The sequence below is a fragment of the Mycobacterium venezuelense genome, assembly GCF_054919535.1.
Map to the genome: position 1 here is coordinate 14,084 of NZ_JBONDW010000007.1, position 17,768 is coordinate 31,851.

The 17,768-nt window shown below is 65.1% G+C and carries 16 protein-coding genes; 15 read left to right on the plus strand and 1 reads right to left on the minus strand.

Translation table 11 applies throughout. The annotated features are described in order from the left end of the window. The 15 genes from ACRCUN_RS13005 to phtC all read left to right on the plus strand — a co-directional run bounded on the left by ACRCUN_RS13005 (position 1) and on the right by phtC (position 16,826). Positions 1-693, plus strand: a complete 693-nt coding sequence (locus ACRCUN_RS13005) for a 4-carboxy-4-hydroxy-2-oxoadipate aldolase/oxaloacetate decarboxylase (RefSeq protein WP_462142060.1) — start codon at positions 1-3, stop codon at positions 691-693. Next, positions 690-1,712, plus strand: coding sequence for an amidohydrolase family protein (locus ACRCUN_RS13010; RefSeq protein ID WP_462142061.1), 1,023 nt, complete (start codon positions 690-692; stop codon positions 1,710-1,712). The genes ACRCUN_RS13005 and ACRCUN_RS13010 overlap by 4 nt, the downstream gene beginning before the upstream one ends. Next, a complete protein-coding gene (locus ACRCUN_RS13015; RefSeq protein ID WP_462142062.1) occupies positions 1,712-2,698 on the plus strand; it encodes a substrate-binding domain-containing protein in 987 nt (328 codons plus the stop codon). The genes ACRCUN_RS13010 and ACRCUN_RS13015 overlap by 1 nt, the downstream gene beginning before the upstream one ends. A 102-nt stretch (positions 2,699-2,800) precedes the next feature. Continuing rightward, a complete protein-coding gene (locus ACRCUN_RS13020) occupies positions 2,801-3,904 on the plus strand; it encodes an ABC transporter substrate-binding protein (protein WP_462142063.1) in 1,104 nt (367 codons plus the stop codon). 41 nt (positions 3,905-3,945) lie between these two features. After that, entirely contained in the window at positions 3,946-5,013 is a 1,068-nt protein-coding gene (locus tag ACRCUN_RS13025; protein WP_462142064.1) for a cupin domain-containing protein, read from the plus strand. Beyond that, positions 5,004-5,924 (plus strand): AAA family ATPase, encoded by a 921-nt coding sequence (locus tag ACRCUN_RS13030; RefSeq protein ID WP_462142065.1) that lies wholly within the window; start codon positions 5,004-5,006, stop codon positions 5,922-5,924. The genes ACRCUN_RS13025 and ACRCUN_RS13030 overlap by 10 nt, the downstream gene beginning before the upstream one ends. After that, on the plus strand, positions 5,921-6,541 hold the full coding sequence (locus tag ACRCUN_RS13035) for a cysteine hydrolase family protein (RefSeq protein ID WP_462142066.1): 621 nt from the start codon (positions 5,921-5,923) through the stop codon (positions 6,539-6,541). The genes ACRCUN_RS13030 and ACRCUN_RS13035 overlap by 4 nt, the downstream gene beginning before the upstream one ends. A gap of 82 nt (positions 6,542-6,623) precedes the next feature. Then, positions 6,624-7,652, plus strand: coding sequence for a cupin domain-containing protein (locus ACRCUN_RS13040; protein ID WP_462142067.1), 1,029 nt, complete (start codon positions 6,624-6,626; stop codon positions 7,650-7,652). Positions 7,653-8,015: 363 nt separating this feature from the next. Then, positions 8,016-9,122: an ABC transporter substrate-binding protein gene (locus tag ACRCUN_RS13045; protein ID WP_462142068.1), complete on the plus strand. Its 1,107-nt coding sequence runs from the start codon at positions 8,016-8,018 to the stop codon at positions 9,120-9,122. A 50-nt stretch (positions 9,123-9,172) separates the two neighbouring features. Further along, positions 9,173-10,924 (plus strand): ABC transporter permease, encoded by a 1,752-nt coding sequence (locus tag ACRCUN_RS13050; RefSeq protein WP_462142069.1) that lies wholly within the window; start codon positions 9,173-9,175, stop codon positions 10,922-10,924. A 25-nt stretch (positions 10,925-10,949) separates the two neighbouring features. Continuing rightward, entirely contained in the window at positions 10,950-12,122 is a 1,173-nt protein-coding gene (locus ACRCUN_RS13055) for an ABC transporter ATP-binding protein (RefSeq protein ID WP_462142070.1), read from the plus strand. An 8-nt stretch (positions 12,123-12,130) separates the two neighbouring features. Further along, positions 12,131-13,375, plus strand: coding sequence for an MFS transporter (locus tag ACRCUN_RS13060; protein ID WP_462142071.1), 1,245 nt, complete (start codon positions 12,131-12,133; stop codon positions 13,373-13,375). Between the two features lie 54 nt (positions 13,376-13,429). After that, positions 13,430-14,581: a cupin domain-containing protein gene (locus tag ACRCUN_RS13065; RefSeq protein WP_462142072.1), complete on the plus strand. Its 1,152-nt coding sequence runs from the start codon at positions 13,430-13,432 to the stop codon at positions 14,579-14,581. After that, the gene (locus ACRCUN_RS13070) at positions 14,578-16,113 is read left to right on the plus strand and encodes an ethanolamine ammonia-lyase reactivating factor EutA (protein ID WP_462142073.1); all 1,536 of its coding nucleotides are present in this window, start codon (positions 14,578-14,580) and stop codon (positions 16,111-16,113) included. The genes ACRCUN_RS13065 and ACRCUN_RS13070 overlap by 4 nt, the downstream gene beginning before the upstream one ends. After that, the gene (gene phtC / locus ACRCUN_RS13075) at positions 16,110-16,826 is read left to right on the plus strand and encodes a 3,4-dihydroxyphthalate decarboxylase (RefSeq protein WP_462142074.1); all 717 of its coding nucleotides are present in this window, start codon (positions 16,110-16,112) and stop codon (positions 16,824-16,826) included. Before ACRCUN_RS13070 ends, phtC begins: the two co-directional genes overlap by 4 nt. Here phtC and ACRCUN_RS13080 read toward each other — a convergent pair. Continuing rightward, a complete protein-coding gene (locus ACRCUN_RS13080; protein WP_462142075.1) occupies positions 16,821-17,675 on the minus strand; it encodes an NAD(P)-dependent oxidoreductase in 855 nt (284 codons plus the stop codon). The genes phtC and ACRCUN_RS13080 overlap by 6 nt on opposite strands. Positions 17,676-17,768 lie beyond the last annotated feature (93 nt).

The window sequence follows — 17,768 nt, forward strand, 5'->3', positions numbered from 1 at the left end:
GTGTCGACCGTTATCCGCAACCCGCCCAAGGCGGACCCCGAGGTCCGGGACGGCCTAGGGGAGTACGGCGTGGCCACGATCCACGAGGCGCAGGGTCGCACCGGCCTCGTCGCGGCATATATGACGCCGATCTACGTCGGGGCGCGCGTATGCGGAACGGCGGTGACGGTGAGCGTTCCGCCCGACGACAACTGGATGCTGCACGTCGCCGTCGAGCAGTGCGGCGATGGGGACGTGCTCGTCGTGGCCCCCGAATCTCCTTCGGAGTACGGCTATTTCGGTGAGTTGCTGGCCACCAGTCTGGCGGCGCGCGGCGTGCGCGGTTTGGTGATCGACGCGGGATGCCGCGACGTCGCCGAGCTCGCGGCGATGAAGTTCCCGGTGTGGTCCAAGTGCGTATCGGCTCAAGGGACCGTCAAGAAAAGGCTGGGGTCGGTGAACGTCGGCGTGACGTGTGCCGGTGCCACCGTGGAACCGGGCGATGTCGTGGTGGGTGACGGCGACGGCGTCGTGATCGTGCCCCGCGGGCAGGCGGCCGCGGTGTTGGCGGCGGCACGGGTGAGGGAGGAGAAGGAGGCCCGCTCACGCGAGCGTTATCAGCGTGGCGAGCTTTTCCTCGACATGAACGACGGCATGCGCGGCGATCTGGAACGGCTCGGGTTGCGTTACGTCGACTACGGAGCCGGTGCGTGATCATCGACATCCACGGCCACTACACGACCGCCCCGCCGCAGCAGCAGATGTTCCGTGACGCGCAGTTGGCGGCGCTGGCCGACCCCGGCCTGCCCGCTCCGGCGCGGGCTCACATCCACGACGACGACATCCGGGAGAGTGTCGAGAACAACCAGCTGCGCGTGCTGCGCGAGCGAGGCGGCGATCTGATGCTGTTCTCGCCGAAGGCATCCGGGATGGAGCACCATATCGACGACCAGCCGACCGCAAATGCGTGGGCCAGTGCCTCGAACGATCTGGTGCACCGCGTCACCGAACTCTTCCCCGCGTCGTTCGCGGGGGTGGCGCAGCTGCCGCAGACCCCGGGCGGTGACCTCGCACCGGTGGTCGACGAACTTCGCCGCTGCGTCGAAGAGCTGGGCTTCGTCGGCTGCAATGTGAATCCCGATGCGGCCGCCGGGTATTGGACGACACCGCCGATGACCGACGAGTATTGGTATCCGCTCTACGAAGCGATGGTGGAGCTGGAAGTACCCGCGATGCTCCATGTCTCGACATCGTGCAACCCGAACTTCCACACTCTCGGTGCCCATTACCTCAACGCCGACACCAGTGTGTTCATGCAGTTCGTGCAGAACGATCTGTTCGACCGGTTCCCGACGCTCAGATTCGTCATACCGCATGGCGGTGGTGCGGTGCCCTACCACTGGGGCCGCTATCGGGGCCTGGCGATGCGGCTGGGCCGGCCCGACCCTGGCGAGCTGCTGCGCAACGTGTTCTTCGATACGTGCGTCTACCACCAGCCGGGAATCGACCTGCTGCACAAAGTGATTCCGGTCGACAACATCCTGTTCGCGTCGGAGATGCTCGGCGCGGTGCGAGGCGTCGACCCGCATACCGGTGTGGCATGGGACGACACGCTCGCCTACATCGACAACCTCGACCTGCCCGGCGACGACCGCCAGGCGGTGGTCGAGAACAACGCTCGCCGGGTGTACCCACGACTCGACCGGCGTCTGGCCGCCGGGAAAGGTGACTGATGGCCTGCCTACCGCTGACCTTCGCCTGCGGCGACTACGACCGTACGAGAGCGCTTGAGGACGGCAGCGTGCGCGCTGACGGCATCGAGCTGACATATCTGCGGCTACCGGTGGAGGAGACGTTCTTCCGGATGCTGCGACACCAGGAGTTCGACGTCGCGGAGATGTCGTTGTCGACCTACGTCGCGACTCTCGACCGGGAACCCCGACCGTTCGTGGCGCTGCCGGTGTTCACCTCCCGCATGTTCCGGCACGGCGGAATCTATGTCAACGCGGACGCGGGCATCTCGGCCCCATCGGATCTGCGTGGCAAGCGGGTCGGGGCTCCGGAGTTCCAATTGACCGCGGGGGTGTGGATCAGGGGAATACTGGCCGAACACCACGGTGTCCCAATTGATTCGGTGACCTACTACACCGGTGGCCAGGAGACACCGGGACGCGTCGAGAAGGGCAGGGTGGACACGGGTCTCGACATCCGGCCCATACCGGCAGGCGCCACGCTCGCGCAGATGCTGGCGGTCGGTGAGATCGACGCGTTGCACACGCCGCGGGTACCCAGTCCGTTCCGCGACCGTGATCCACGGGTGAAACGGCTGTTCGCCGACGTGGTGGCGACCGAGAAACAGTACTTCGCGGCCACGGGGATCTTCCCGATCATGCACGTCGTGGTGATTCGGCGCGATGTCTACGAACGCGATCGCTGGGTGGCGCAGTCGCTGTACAAGGCTTTCCTGGCCGCGCGCGACGATGCATACACCCGCATCTACGATTCGTCGGCCCTGCGGTTCATGGAGCCGTGGCTGATCCAGCATCTCGAAGACGCACGCGGGCTTCTCGGGCCCGACTACTGGTCCTATGGCCTGGCTGACAACGAGAAGACCCTCGATGTGTTCCTGCGCTATCACCACGATCAGGGGCTGTCCCGAAAGCGCTATGCCCCCAGCGATCTTTTCGCGTCCGAGACGTCGGAGGCCTTCGTCATTTGAGTAGTGAGGGGCTTCACATCCACATGCCGGCATGATAGAAATCACACTAATGGTCTGAGTGTCAGTCCATTGACTCCATCCCAGCCCCCAAGGAGAGAGCCCGTGAAGAAGCAACTGGCCGGCTGCCTGCTGGCGGCCGTGACGTTGGCGGTCGCGGCTTGCGGCGGAAGCCCCACTGCGAGCAACGGCGCCTCGCAGGCGCCGGAAGCGACAGCGGCACAGCAGGTCTACGACCAGATCAACGGCCTGTCCGGCGATGAGCGCAACCAGACCCTGCTCGACCTTGCGAAGAAGGACGGCGAGCTCTCGCTGTACACCTCGAACACCGACATGGACGATGTGGTCAAGGCTTTCGAGGACAAGTACGGGCTGCACGTCGAGACCTATCGCGCCAACTCCGAGACTGTCCTCCAGCGCGTGCTGCAGGAGTCGAGCGCGCAATACCAGGGCGCCGACATCGTCGAGACGAACGCGGGCGAACTCAACGCGATGGCCGAGCAACAACTGCTCTACCCCTATCGGGGCGAGCTGCGCGAGAAGGTCCGGCCGGAGGGGCGTAAGGACGATTGGACCGCCGACCGATTCAACGCCTTCGTGATCGGCTGGAACACCAACGAGGTCGCGGCGGGCACCGAGCCGAAGTCGTTGACGGATCTCGCCGGGCCGCAATGGAAGGGCCGCGTCGGCCTGGAGATCGGCGATTACGACTGGTTCGCCGCGATGTACCAGTACTACCAGTCACAAGGCATGTCCGACGCCGACATCACGAACTTCTTCCATCAGTTGGCGGCGAACTCGAAGATCGCGAAAGGTCACACCGTGATGGGTGAGCTGTTGGCGGCAGGTCAGTTCGATGTCGCGGCGTCGGTCTACTCGCACACGGTCGACAACGCGGCCGCGAAGGGCGCGGCCGTCGCGTGGAAGACGAACGGAGAGCCGATCGAACCAGTTGTCCTGCGGCCCAACGGTGCCGGGCTGTTGAAGTCGGCCAAGCACCCTGCCGCCGCGATGCTGTTCCTCGACTTTCTGCTCACCGACGGTCAGCAGGCGATCGCCGGCGCCAACCGGATCGGCGCGATACCGACGGCCGACGACCCGCTGGCCGGTGTTTCGACGGTTGTCGTCCCCGAACAGGAGCTGCTCGACAACCCACGCAAATGGAGTGACGCCTACAAGGCCGTGACAGATGCCGGCGGGCAGGCCTGAACAAACCGTATTCGACTCGACCGCAACCTGGAAAGGACAGCATGGCCTCGCGTACGATTACCAAGGTCACGCACTACCACGTGCAGAAGAAACGGCGTGCGGATTTCATCGAAGAGTGGCGTGGCTACCAGAAGACCGTCGTCCCGCTCGAGGACGTGACGATGACCGAAACCGCACGCGGTACCCGGGTCGGCGTGTACGTCGGAGCCGACGGCGACAGGCCGACGCGCTCGATGGACGCACTGGCCCACGAGATCGACCCAGGGGTGGTGTCCACCATCCACCGGCATTCGTGGGACGCGATGGTGCTCGTCGTGGCCGGGCAGGGCTGGACTGAGATCGATGGCGAACGAATCGACTGGGGCCCTGGCGATTCCATCCACATCCCGGCCTGGTCCTGGCACCGTTCGGGTAACGGCGGCGACAGCACGGCACGGTATCTGACGTTCTCCAGCGAACCATTGCTGGAGACCATGGGGATGTCGATGATCGAAGACGCCGGGCACACACCGGTGAGCGAGTTGCCGGGCCGGCCCGAATTCTCCGCCGCCATCACCGGCGACGATCCGTATGCGCGCCGTGTGCGCCGGCTGGCCGCCGATCAGAACGCTCGACGGTCCGGCCGGCTGCACACGAACTGGGACGAACTCGAACTACTGCCGACGCCGCGCGGCACGCGCACCACGTTCCTGCTGGATCGGGCCATCGGCTACCAGGCGTCCGGAATCTCGATGGCCATGTTCGAAATCGGCCCCGGCCGTGGGCAATCGATGCACCGGCACGCGGGTGAGGCGTGGCTGTACGTCCTCGAAGGGTCCGGCCACAGCTACCTCGGAACCGAGCCAGAGGGCGGCACGAACCACCCATGGAAGAAAGGGGACCTCATCGTCGTCGACCACTTCTTGTGGCACCAGCATTTCAACGACGACCCGGAAAAGACCGCCAAGGTCGTCCGCATCCACATGTTCGACAGCCTGCTCGACACCATGCGGGTCCTCATGGATCCCATGGTGCTGTTCGAGGAGCCGCCGGAGCACATCCGTGATGCGCAGGCCGGTGATCCCGCGACGGTCGACTGGCCAGAGGTCCGCAGGCCGACATGGCCGTGACGCCCATTGCGCTGCCGCCCGGAGTGCTGTCCGTCCACGCGCTGCCCGCGGACCATCACGACGGTCCGTGGGACCACATCATCACGGCCGACGGTGTCAAGGAACGGTTGCTCAACCATGCTCTGCTGACCTTGTTGCACGGCCCGGCGCTGGGCACCCTCGCCGGGCTGCCGCATGGACTGATCATCCTCGCGGGCCCACCCGGCACCGGCAAGACCACGTTGGCGCGCGGGCTCGCGCAGACGGCAGCGCGCGCGGTGGCCGGGCGGGGTGCGACCACCTACGTCGAAATCGACCCGCACGCATTTCCTTCCGAGCTGCTGGGGGAGAGCCAGCGCAACATCACGGCGCTCATGACCGGCACCATCCCGGAACTCGCCGCGCGTCGCCCGCACACCATCGTGCTCGTCGACGAGGTGGAGAGCTTCGCTGTGCGCAGGTCCGCCGCCTCGTTCGGTTCCAACCCCGTTGACGTGCACCGGGCCACCGACGCTCTGCTGGCCGGTATCGACACGGTGGCAGCCGATCAACCGCGGGTGTTGTTCCTGGCGACGACCAACTTCACCGACGCGGTCGACGAGGCATTCCTGTCGCGGGCCGACCTGGTGCTGGAACTTTCGCTGCCCGAAACCGCCACGATCGCCGCGATCGTCCGCCACAGCCTGCTCGAGTTGGCCGTGCTGTGGCCGGGAATCGCACCGTTGACCGGTGACGACGGACTGCACGCCCGGCTCGCCGATGGGTGCACGGGCCTCGACGGTCGACGGGTGCGCAAGCTCGTGCTGTCTGCGCTGACGCTGCGCCGTGAGGTCGTCCGCGATCCGAACACGCTGACCGCCGACGACCTGCTTGCCGCCGTCGCCCTCATCGCGCCTGGCGCAGCTTCCCCTCGGGAGCTCGAATTCCGATGATCCACTACGATTTCCGTAGTACCGGCCTCGTCGTGTTCGACATGTTGGAGGCGTACCGGGAGCCCATCGAGGCGGCAGGCTCGATCGCCCCGACGGCCAGACTGATCGACGCGTGCCGCCGTGTCGGTGTTCCGATCTTCTATGCGCGGGCCGACCACCGCGGTGACGGTGCGGACTTCGCGCGGACGATCGCCGACACCGACAGTCACTTCCGGCCGTGGGGACCCGACAACCCGTACCGGACGTTGCCGCCGTACGGTTCGGGGGCTCCGGAATTGGCGGTCCTATCCGAGATCGCGCCACGGCCGGGCGACTACGACGTCCCGAAACACCGTTGGTCTGCGTTTCATGGAACACCTCTGGAGTTGTCGTTGCGCAGCCGCGACATCGACACCATCCTTCTGGTCGGCGGTTCGGTGCATGTCGGGATCGCCTCGACGGTGTACGACGCGCGCGACATGGATTTTCAGATCACCGTCGTTCGCGAGTGCTGCCACGGTTTCCCCGAGCAACGGGCCTTCTTCATGGAGAAGGTTTTCCCGCGTGTGTGCAACGTCCGTGCGGTGGACGAGGTGATCGCGGGGCTGACGCCCAGGTTCGCGACAGCCAGGACGTGACGACCCTGGACACGTGATGTGACGTGCCTTACCATGGCTAATGGTAAAACCATTGTACAAAAGCAGTCCCAAAGGAGAAGGTATGGCGAAGAAGGGCCGCGTATTCGTCCGCGGACTCACTTCCGAGACTTATGGTCTCGGCGAGTTCCGGCGCCAGCAGCTGGCCGTCGAGCGGGTCCGTGACGATTCCGTCGTCGTCGACGACGCCAAGGTTGCGCATTCGGGTGACAGTGAGAAGTCGCGTACGTGGTGGCGCATCGGCCCCGGCGACGAGGATTTCCTGACCCAGACGATCCAGGTGCATTTCGTCGAGTTGCCGCCGCAGTCGTCCAATCACGGACACGGTCACCAGAACGAGGCCGCGTTCTACATTCTCGAAGGCCGCGGCTACGAGATTCACGACGACAAGCGCTATGACTGGGCCAAGGACGATCTCGTGTACGTCCACACCGACTCGGTGCACCGACACTTCAACCCCTACGACGAAAAGGCGCTCGCGCTCGTCGTCAAGGCCAAGTGCACGTGGATGTTCATGGGTCTGATCCAGCAGGGCCGCAGTGGACCGGTCGAGAACGAAGAGGCATTCGGCCCGCGAGAGGATTGGTCCAAGATCTGGACCCCCGGGGTGCTGGATCGCAAGAAGGTCGTCGGCCCGGCCGATACCGTCTGGGAGCGGACGCCGCTCGGACGCGTGAGGGTGATCGCGTCACCGCAGCACACCGACGGCCGCATCTTCAGCATCGACGCGTTCGAGCTCGAGATCGAAGCCGGCGGACGGTCCGGCAGGTACTGGAAGATGGCCGACGAGGTCTACTACGTCCTGTCCGGCGGGGGATATGCCCTGCAGTGGGAGGTCGAGGCCGAGATCGCCGAGAAGTACTACGCGCGGATCGCCAGGGAACCCAAGCGCTACGACATCAAGCAGGGTGACACCCTCTATGTCCCGCAGAACCACGTGTGCCAGATCTTCGCGGCCGACGGAACGCCGCTGCGGTTGTTCAACGCCCAGAATCGGGTGTTCAAGCACCTCGGTTACGACACGGTGCACTACTTCGAGCCGGCGTCCGGCTCCGATCGGGCGGTCGGCGAACTGGCTGACACCTCCGCCTGATTCTGCCGATCACCGTCCCGGCAAACGCGGGGTTCGGTCCGGCGGCGGGTGAACCGGCCGCCGGGCCGAGCCCTCATGTTCATCTCGGCTCTCTCGCGGTTTCTGCATCGCGTTCTGCATCGCGCCGTTTCGGCCATGGCGGGAAATCACTCGATCCCACGTGCCGCCGGTATGTCCGGCGATGGCCTGCTGTGCCCATCGGTCGGACCTTCGACGGCGTAAATACAATACTGTTAGCCCCTTCACAGTAGCTTTCGATCATGGTAGAAATCACACGGTAATGGTCTTACAATAAGTCCACCGTTATCGCCGGGGCTCCGCGTCACGGGTTCCTCGCAATCGAACAGATAGGACTGCAAGGCAATGTCACCACGTCTCGGCCGGCTCACCGTTGCCATCGGCCTGACCTTCGCCCTGGTCGCGTGCGGCGGCTCCCCGACAGCGTCGAACACCAACGTCGGTGCCGCGGAGACCGCGGCGAAGTACCAGCAGTACGACGGTCTGAAAGGCCAGGAACGGCGTGACCGCCTGATCCAGGACGCGAAGGCCGAAGGCGGCGAGGTGTCGCTTTACACGTCGATGACAGCCGACGTGGCCGAGGCCGTCACGAAGGCGTTCACCGAACAGACCGGCATCCGGGTCAAGCTGTACCGCGCCGCGTCCGAGACCGTCCTGCAGCGGCTACTACAGGAGGCGAGTGCCAACCACCCCGGTGCCGATGTGGTGGAGACCAACGACCGGGAGATGAGCGCGATCGGTGGTGAAGGCCTTGCGGCGCCGTACACGGGCGAGCGGCGCGATCTGGTGGGTGAAGAGGGCCGCTTCGACGACTGGACCGCTACTCGCTACAACCTGTTCACGCCCAGCTGGAACACCGCCAAGGTGCCTGCGGGTGAGCAGCCCAAGAGCTGGGAAGATCTGGCCGATCCGAAGTGGGACGGCCAACTGGCCATGGAGCTGTCCGATTACGATTGGTACCTGACCCTCTACAGCTACTGGCAGAAGAAAGGCAAGAGCGACAGCGAGATCGATCGCCTGTTCGCGGATATGGCCAATGGTGCCAAGGTGGTCAAGGGGCACACTGTGATGGGCGAATTGCTCTCGGCCGGACAGTTTTCCGTCGCAGCGTCGAACTACTCGTATCTGGTCCAGCGCGTCAAGGACAAGGGCGCGCCGGTGGCCTACGAGCCCTTCGTGCAACCCGTGATCGCCCGCCCGCAGGGCGCCGCCCTGATGAAGTCGGCCGCGCACCCGGCGGCTGCCCTGCTGTTCGTGGACTGGCTGCTCACCGAGGGCCAGCAGGTTCTCGTCGACATGGCGTTGACACCATCGATCGAGCCGGAGGGGCTCGCGGACCCGCTGAAAGGCATCGAGGTCATCCCGGTCGACGTCGAGAAGCTCGTCAACGAATCGCAGCAATGGAGTGAGCGGTACAACGCATTGCTCGAGCACAGCGCCAAAGTCGGCTGACCCGAACGTGACCCGGCCCCATCCGCACGCATCTTTCCTGAGGTGAACACATGACAACCACCGCGCCGCCCAGGCCGACGCCCCGAACGCCGTCGCTCGACTCGTTGCCGCCAGAACCCGCCCGTTGGCGGCGCTGGCTGCCGACACCGAAAGTACTGATTCTCGGCCTTGTCGCCGCCGTCATCGCCTACCTGGCGATCGTGCCGCTCTACTACCTGTTCTGGGGCACGTTCTTCGACGCGTCCGGGTTCACGGTGTCGGGCTTTCAACGCGCGTACGGCAATGATCAGATCTTCGCTCTGGTTGGGAACTCGCTGTGGTTCGCCGCCGGCGCCGCGGTGGTATCGCTCGTGATCGGCACCGGATTGGCGTATTTGAACGTGCGGACCGATGTGCCGTTCAAGGCGCTGTTCTTCGCGGCGTCGATCATTCCCCTTGTCATACCGGGGATCCTGTACACGATCGCCTGGATTCTGCTGGGCAGCCCGGACATCGGGCTGATCAACCACTACCTCGAACCGGTATTCGGCCGGGCGGTGATCGACGTCTTCACCGTCTGGGGAATGATCTGGGTTGAGGGCCTGCAGCTTTCGCCGATCGTGTTCCTGCTCATGGTGGCGTCGTTCCGTTCCATGGATCCGTCCCTGGAGGAGTCGGCACTGATGTCGGGCGCAAGCCGCTGGACGGTTTTCTTCAAGGTCACGGTGCCGCTCGCGCGGCCCGCGATCGTCGCGGCGATTCTCATCATGGTCGTGCGCAGCCTCGAAAGCTTCGAGGTGCCTGCCCTTCTGGGGCTGCAGAACGGCATCTATGTGTTCACCAGCCGGATCTATTTCGTGCTACGGGACTATCCGCCGGACCTGTCGGCCGCGGGCGCCCTGGCCATCGGTCTGCTGGTCATCGCGATCATCGGCGTGGTGATCTCCAACTTCGCCGGACGCGCAAGCAAGAACTTCCAGACCGTGACCGGCAAGGGGTTTCGGCCGCGCCCGATCCAACTGGGCAGGTGGCGCCCGGTCGCAGGCGTGCTGATCATCCTGTACTTCCTCATCTCGGTCGTCGCTCCGCTGCTGGTGTTGCTCTACACCTCGCTGCTCAAGTTCTATGCCCCGCCGTCGAAGGACACCCTGTCCAACGTCACGTTCGACAACTATCGGCAGCTCGCGCACACGTCCGACGCGATCACCGCGCTGAGGAACTCGTTGATTCTCGGTCTGTCGTCGGCGACGCTCGTGATGGCGTTCATGGCGGTGGCGGCCTGGATCGTGGTCCGATCGCGGATACCGGGGCGAAAGATATTGGACGGCCTGGCATTCATGCCGCTCATCGTCCCGGGCCTGGTGATGGGCCTTGCGCTCAGCTTCGTCTACCTGCGTAGCCCGATACCGATCTACGGCACGTTGTTCATCCTGCTCATCTCGTACTGCACGCGGTACCTGCCCTACGGCATGCGCTACTCCGTGACCTCGATGCAGCAGATCTCCAATGAGCTCGAGGAGTCCGCGCTCGTGAACGGCGCGAGCTGGTGGCAGACCTTCCGCCGGGTGTTGTTGCCGCTGCTGATGCCCGGGCTGATCGCCGGCTGGATCTACATCCTCGTCGTGTCGTTCCGTGAGTTGTCGAGTTCGATCCTGCTCTACAGCCCGGGGAACGAAGTGCTGTCCATCCTCATCTTCGAGCAGTTCGAGAACGGGCAGTTCACCGTGTTGTCCGCACTGGGCGTCGTCATGGTCCTGACCCTTGTCGTATTGGTAACGGTCGCTTACAAACTCGGGGCCAAGGTCGGCCTCAAACAGGATTGATCTCCGGGTCGAAAGGAACACCGAGATGCTCGAAGTCCAGAATCTGGTCAAGTCATTCGACGGCGAACGGATGAAACGTCGCGTCCGGAAAGACCGGCTGGCCGGCGGGGCGGACAACGACGCGGCGCCGGCCCGCGTGTTCGCGGTCAACAACGTCAGTTTCGAGGTGCGGCCAGGTGAACTCTTCACCCTGCTTGGACCTTCCGGGTGCGGGAAATCGACGACCCTGCGCTCGATCGCGGGCCTCGAGCAGCCCGACTCCGGGGTGGTCTCGGTCGGTGGCACCACGTTGTTCGCGGCGGGCGCCGAAGCCGGCAAGAGCGTCAATGTGCCCGCCAACAAACGGGGATTGGGCATGGTCTTCCAGTCCTACGCGATCTGGCCCCACATGACGGTGTTCGAGAACGTCGCCTTCCCGCTACGCGTCCGGCCGCGCAAGCAACGGCCCAGCAAGCACGACATCACCGAACGAGTGCACCGGGTGCTCGAAACCATGGAGTTGCTGCAGTACGCGGATCGGCATGCGACCAAGCTGTCGGGTGGGCAGCAGCAGCGGCTGGCACTGGCAAGGGCGTTGGTGGTCGAGCCCGCGCTGCTGCTCCTGGACGAGCCGCTGTCCAACCTCGACGCGAAGCTGCGCGAGTCACTGAGATTCGAACTCAAGCGCCTGCAACGTGAACTCGGTATCACCTCGATCTACGTGACGCACGATCAGATCGAGGCGTTGTCGCTGTCTTCGAACATCGCGGTGATGCGGGCAGGGGAGGTGGTTCAGCTCGGCAAGCCCCGCGACATCTACGAGAACCCGCAGAGCAAGTTCGTCGCCGAGTTCATCGGTACCTCGAATTTCATTGACGGCACGGTGAAGTCGCGCAACGGCGATCGGCATGTCGTGGAGACCCGCGACGGCCGGCTCACTCTCGATGCCGCCGCCCATATGCCACCGGGTACCGAGGTGGTCGTGTCGATCCGCCCCGAAGCGGTATTGCTGAGCAGCGATCGGCCCCTCGACGCGGTGAACATCTGGGAGGGCACCGTCACGACCCGTGCATTCCTCGGTGACGCCGTCGACCATGTGGTGTCCGTCGGCAAGCACGACATTCGGGCGCGTTGTCTCCCGCACATCTCCCATGCGCCGGGATCGGCGGTGTACATGCAGATGGACCCGGCCAAGCTGGCCCTCGTACCCGTCGACTGATCGCGGAGATGGGTGTCCCCGCGGTACTGAGGAACCGAGACTTCGATCTCTACTGGACGGGTGTCGTCTTCTCCCAGATCGGCACGCGTGGAACGGTTGCGGCGAATCTGTACCACGTATACGCCTTGACCGGTTCGGTGATGCAGACCGGACTGGTCGGGGCTGCACAGGCGGTGGCGCTGCTCGTACTGAGCCCACTCGGCGGTGTTTACGCGGACCGATGGGACCGGCGCAGGCTTCTGCAGGTGTCGCAGGCGATCGCGATGCTCGTGGCTGGTGGCCTCGCGGTGCTGACGCTCACCGGCCAAATCGCCGCCTGGCAGGTTCTGGTTTCGGTCGTCTTGACCACAGCCGCAGCGACTTTCGATCAACCCGCCCGGCAGGCGCTGCTCCCGGCCCTGGTGCCGCGATCGCAGTTGCCTCAGGCGTTCGCGCTCCTGAACCCGTCGCGCGAGATCGCCGTGCTGATCGGCCCCGCGCTGGCGGGCATCCTCATCGGAATCGCGGGTCCTGGCCTGATGTATGCGGTGGACGCCGGAACCTATGCGGTTCTGGTGGTGCTGCTGCAGGCACTGCGGATCGGCAAGCTTGACGGGGCGGGCAAGCACGTCTCGGTGTGGCGGCAGATCGGCGAGGGTGCGCAGTTCGTCACGCGTCGCAAGATCATCTGGATGCTGATGTCGCTCGATCTCTCGGCCACCCTGTTCGGCGCCTATCGAGTGGTGCTTCCCGCCCTGTGCGCCACCGTATTTCACGTCGGTCCGCAGGGTTATGGGGTGCTGTCGGCGGCCCCGTCCGCCGGCGCGTTGCTCGCCACCTACACGGTGTTTCGGGTCGTGGACCGGGCGCAGCGACTCGGCCGGGTGCTGCTCATTTCCACAGTGCTCTACGGTGTGGCGAACGTCGTGCTCGCGCAGGCTCACGTCTTCCTGATCGCCGTCCTCGCGGGTTGCCTGATCGGTGGATTCGATGCGATGGCCACGACGATCCGGCATGCGGCGGTACAGCTGGAGACCCCCGACGAACTTCGGGGGCGCGTGTCGGCCTTCTACCAGATGTCGTCACGGGGCGGACCGGCGCTCGGCGACACGCTCATCGGCGCTCTGGCCGGAGTGCTCGGCCCGGTGGTGGCGTTGACTCTGGGCGGGCTCGTGGCCGCGTTGTACCCGGTGGTGTTTCTCATCCGGTCGAATCCGGTGCGCGTCTACCAGGGCGTGGCGGCCGAGGATCGGCACGCGGTGGCGCGAAAGTGACCTTGACACAACGGTTATTGGTAATACCATTAGATCAAAATAGGACGATGGAGGATGCACGTGGCAAAAGATGCGATCGTTTCCAAAGACCTGGCGAAGAAGTTCGCCACCGAGAAGGATTCGCCTTACGTGCGATGGGTCCGCGATGAAGGGCTCGACATCATCAGCGCGCATTATGTTCCCGACCTCAACACGGTCGAACTCAAGCCGTGGGCGCGCCGCGGTGGGCGCGGCGTGTTCATCAATCACGAGGCGTCGCGAACCTCCAACGACTGCTATGTCTGCGAGATCCCGGCGGGCAAGGAATTGGCACCGCAACGGCAGTTGTTCGAGGAGATGATCCTGGTGCTGTCCGGGCACGGGTCGACCACGGTGTGGAACGACGCAGGCCGGCGCGTGACGTTCGAGTGGGGGCCGGGTGCGATGTTCGCCATACCGCTCAACACGTGGCACCAGCACTTCAACGGTTCGGGCAGTCAGGCGGCACGGTTCGTGTCCTCCACGAACATGCCGCCCGTCATCAACCTGTACGACGAGGCCGAGTTCGTGTTCAACACCGCGCACGACTTCACGGGTCGGTTCGCCGGCGAGCCCGACTACTTCGCGCCCAAAGACGAACAGGACGGGCTGCTGTTGAAGACCAACTTCGTCGCCAACACGGTCGACCTACCGTTGATCTCGGCGAAGGAGCGCGGTGCGGGCGGCGGCCACATTCGCTTCTCGATGGCGAAAGGCTCGATGAACAGCCATATCTCGCAGTTCGGCACGGCGACATACAAGAAAGGCCACCGGCATGGTCCCGGTGCACACGTGATCATCCTCAGCGGTGAGGGATTCTCCCTGATGTGGCCCGAGGGCGAGGAACCGCGCCGCTACGACTGGAAACGGGGGACCCTCATCGTCCCGCCGAACATGTGGTTCCACCAGCACTTCAACACCGGGGCCGAACCCGCGCGCTACCTCGCCTTCAAGCACGAGGTGGTGTCGATCCGGAATGCGCAGGGCGTGCCGAAGGCATGGATCAGCAGGCGCATCGGTGGTGACCAGATCGACTACGCCGACGAGTCGCCGGTTGTCCGTGAGACGTTCGCCAAGGCCCTCGCGGAGAACGGTTTGGCGCCCAAGATGGACGATGCCTATGCCGCCGAGTTGGCGGATCTGCCGCCGAAGCCGGCCGAATCGATCGCGGTGGCGTCCCACGCATGACCCATGACGCGGATCACCACCACCATGACGAACCGGACCTGCCACTCGAGGAGAACCCGATCTGGCAGCAGGACAATGTCACGCTGCACAGCGTGGGTATCGACATCGGCAGTTCCGGGACTCAGGTGGCCTTCTCGCGCCTGCAACTGCGCAGGCGCGGCGAGGATCTGACGAGTCGGTACGTGGTGGTGTCCCGCGACACGATCTATGAATCCGAGGTTCGCCTGACCCCGTACACCGACGATCTGCAGATCGACGCGCAGGCACTCGGGCACATGCTCGATGCGGCGTACACCGAGGCCGGACAGGAACCGCGGGATGTGGATACCGGCGTGGTGATCTTGACCGGTGAGGCGCTGCGTCGCCGAAACGCCGAGCGGATCGCGTCGGTCGTGGCCGAGCGGGCGGGCGATCTCGTGTGTGCGACAGCGGGACACCATATGGAGGCCATGCTGGCGGCATACGGTTCGGGTGCGGCGCTGACGTCTCACGAGATGGGCGCCCGCATCCTCAACGTCGACATCGGCGGCGGGACGACGAAACTGGCCGTGATCGACAGGGGCAGGGTGGTCGCCACCGCTGCCTTTCATGTCGGCGGCCGGCTGATCGCCGTCGATGGCGACACCGTGACGCGGATCGAGCCCGGCGGGCGCATGCACGCAGCTGCGGCCGGGTGCGACCTCGCGCTCGGCAGCCGGGTGTCTGAACCGGAACTTGACGAGATCGCCTCGATGATGGCGGATTTCGTGATCGCGGCGGTGCGCGGTGAGCCCGCCGCCCATCATCTCTACCTGACCAAACGTGTCAGCGGTGCGGCGATGGACGAGGTGGACGGGATCATCTTCTCCGGCGGTGTCGCCGAGTACGTGTACGGCACCGAGCACAGAGATTTCGGCGATGTGGGCCGCCGGCTCGGTGTAGCGCTGGCCGCCCGCATCGATGCGGGTGCCCTGTCTGCTCCGGTGTTGCCCGCGGCCGAGCGGATTCGGGCGACCGTCCTCGGGGCGTCCGAATACACCGTGCAGCTCAGCGGGATCACGAGTTTCATTCCGTCGGCGGAGTCGACCTTGCCGCGCCGCAATCTGCAGGTGGCCCGACCCCATTACGAACTCGGGGAGGCCGTCTGCCCGGCCGCGGTGGCCGCGGCGATATCCGACCACCTGGCGGTGTTCGGTCTGCTGGAGACGTCGACGGACGTGGCGGTGGCACTGCACTGGGGTGGCGTGCCGAGCTATCGCCGGCTGCGCGCCTTCGCCGAGGGCGTCGCAACGGGTCTTGAGCGCCGGGTGGCCGATGGCAGGCCGCTCTACCTCATGATCGACGGCGACATCGCGCTCACGCTCGGCACGATCCTGCGCGATGAACTCGCGGTAACCAATGACCTTCTGATCCTCGATGGAATTCAATTGCGCGACTTCGATTTCGTCGACCTCGGCCGCGTCCGCGAGCCGTCGCACACCGTGCCGGTCACCATCAAGTCGCTCGTGTTCGGTGCCGATCAGGCCGCATCCCGCGCACCGGCGCTGGCATGAGCGATCTGAAGATCCTCGTCGCCACCGCATGCCGGATGCTGGCCCACCAAGGGCTGGCGGCCGATGTCCTCGGTCACGTCAGCGTCCGGCTCGACGCCGACCGGATCCTGCTGCGCTGCCGCGGCCCACTGGACCGCGGGCTGTTGTTCACCGTCGCCGAGGACATCCGCGTGGTTCACCTCGATGGTCGTGCCGACCTTTCCGGCGGTTACAGCGTGCCGAATGAGGTCCACATCCACACCGAACTGTTTCGCGCGCGGCCCGACGTCTGGGCAGTGGTGCACGCCCACCCGAGCGATGTGATGGTCACGGATCTGGCGGGAGCCGAACTGCGGCAGGTGTTCGGTGCATACAACATTCCCGCATCCGGCCTGGCGCATCGCGGTGTGCCGGTGTATCCGCGGTCGGTCCTGATCCGGACGCCGGAACTGGGGCGGGCAGTCGCGGCGGCCATCGGCGGAGCCGACGCCTGCATCCTGCGCGGGCATGGCATCGTCACGTCGGGGGAGTCGGTGGAGCAGGCGACAATGCGCGCGCTCGATCTCGCCGAACTGTCGCGTATCACGGCCGAGATCACCCGACTGGGCGGGACACCGGCACCGTTGCCCGACGAGGACCGACGCGAGTTGCCTGATCTCGGAGCATCGTTCAACGACAGCTCGCGCTGGCGGCATTACGCCGGGCGGTTGGAAATCGCCGGCTTGGCGTTATAAACCGCCTTCGGCTTCGGGAAGCGGCGCGATCCGGCGGCCGAGGTAGGTGCATTCGGGCTCGTAGAGCAACTCCGCGACGTCGGCCGCACTCATCGTCTTGATGAGTTGGTCGACGTGGCCGGAGAGCGGCAACACCAGGCCCGCGCGCTGAGCGAGGTCGATGACGAAATCCATGTCCTTCTCCTGCCAGGTGAACCTCGTGCTGTCCCACCGCCGCAGGGTGCCGTTGTCACCCGGGCACTTCATCAGAACCTCTCGCATGCGTGCGGCATCAACGCCGTAACGTTTGGCGATCGCGAGCGTTTCGAAGTTCGCGACGCAGTGAATCCAGTGCAGCAGATTGTTACAGGTCTTGGCCAGCTGGCCGGCGCCCAGCGGTCCGACGTGTTCGACGCCGCGACTGTAGGTCATCATCACGGGGCGGGCGCGATCGACGTCGGCCGTCTCGCCCCCGCACAGCGACAACAGGTCACCGTCTCGGGCGCCCCTGGCTCCGAACACGACCGGTGCGTCGACGAGATGAATGTCCTCCGCTTCGAACGCCTGCGAGAGATGCCGCATGAACCCGAGGCTGTGGGTACCCGTCACCACGACGAGCTGACCGCGATCGCCATGTGCCGCGAGTTCTTCGGCCACGCGCGCCATCTGGTCGTCGGTTCGCAGGCAGGCCACGACGATGCCGGCGTTTCGCGCGAGATCCGCGATCGATGCGGCCGGCCGGGCGCCACCGGCGACGGCAGCCGCCAGCCGGTCCGGGTCGATGTCGTAGGCGGTGACCTCGAATCCGCCTGCCACCAGGTGGTGTGACATCGGAAGGCCCATGTCGCCGACACCGATCCATCCGATCATTTCGCCGCCTTTCACGAATCCTCTTGGTCCTAAGAGCTAATGGTATTACAGTTAGGTTGATCGTGTTCAAGGTCTCACTCACCGAGTGGGCGA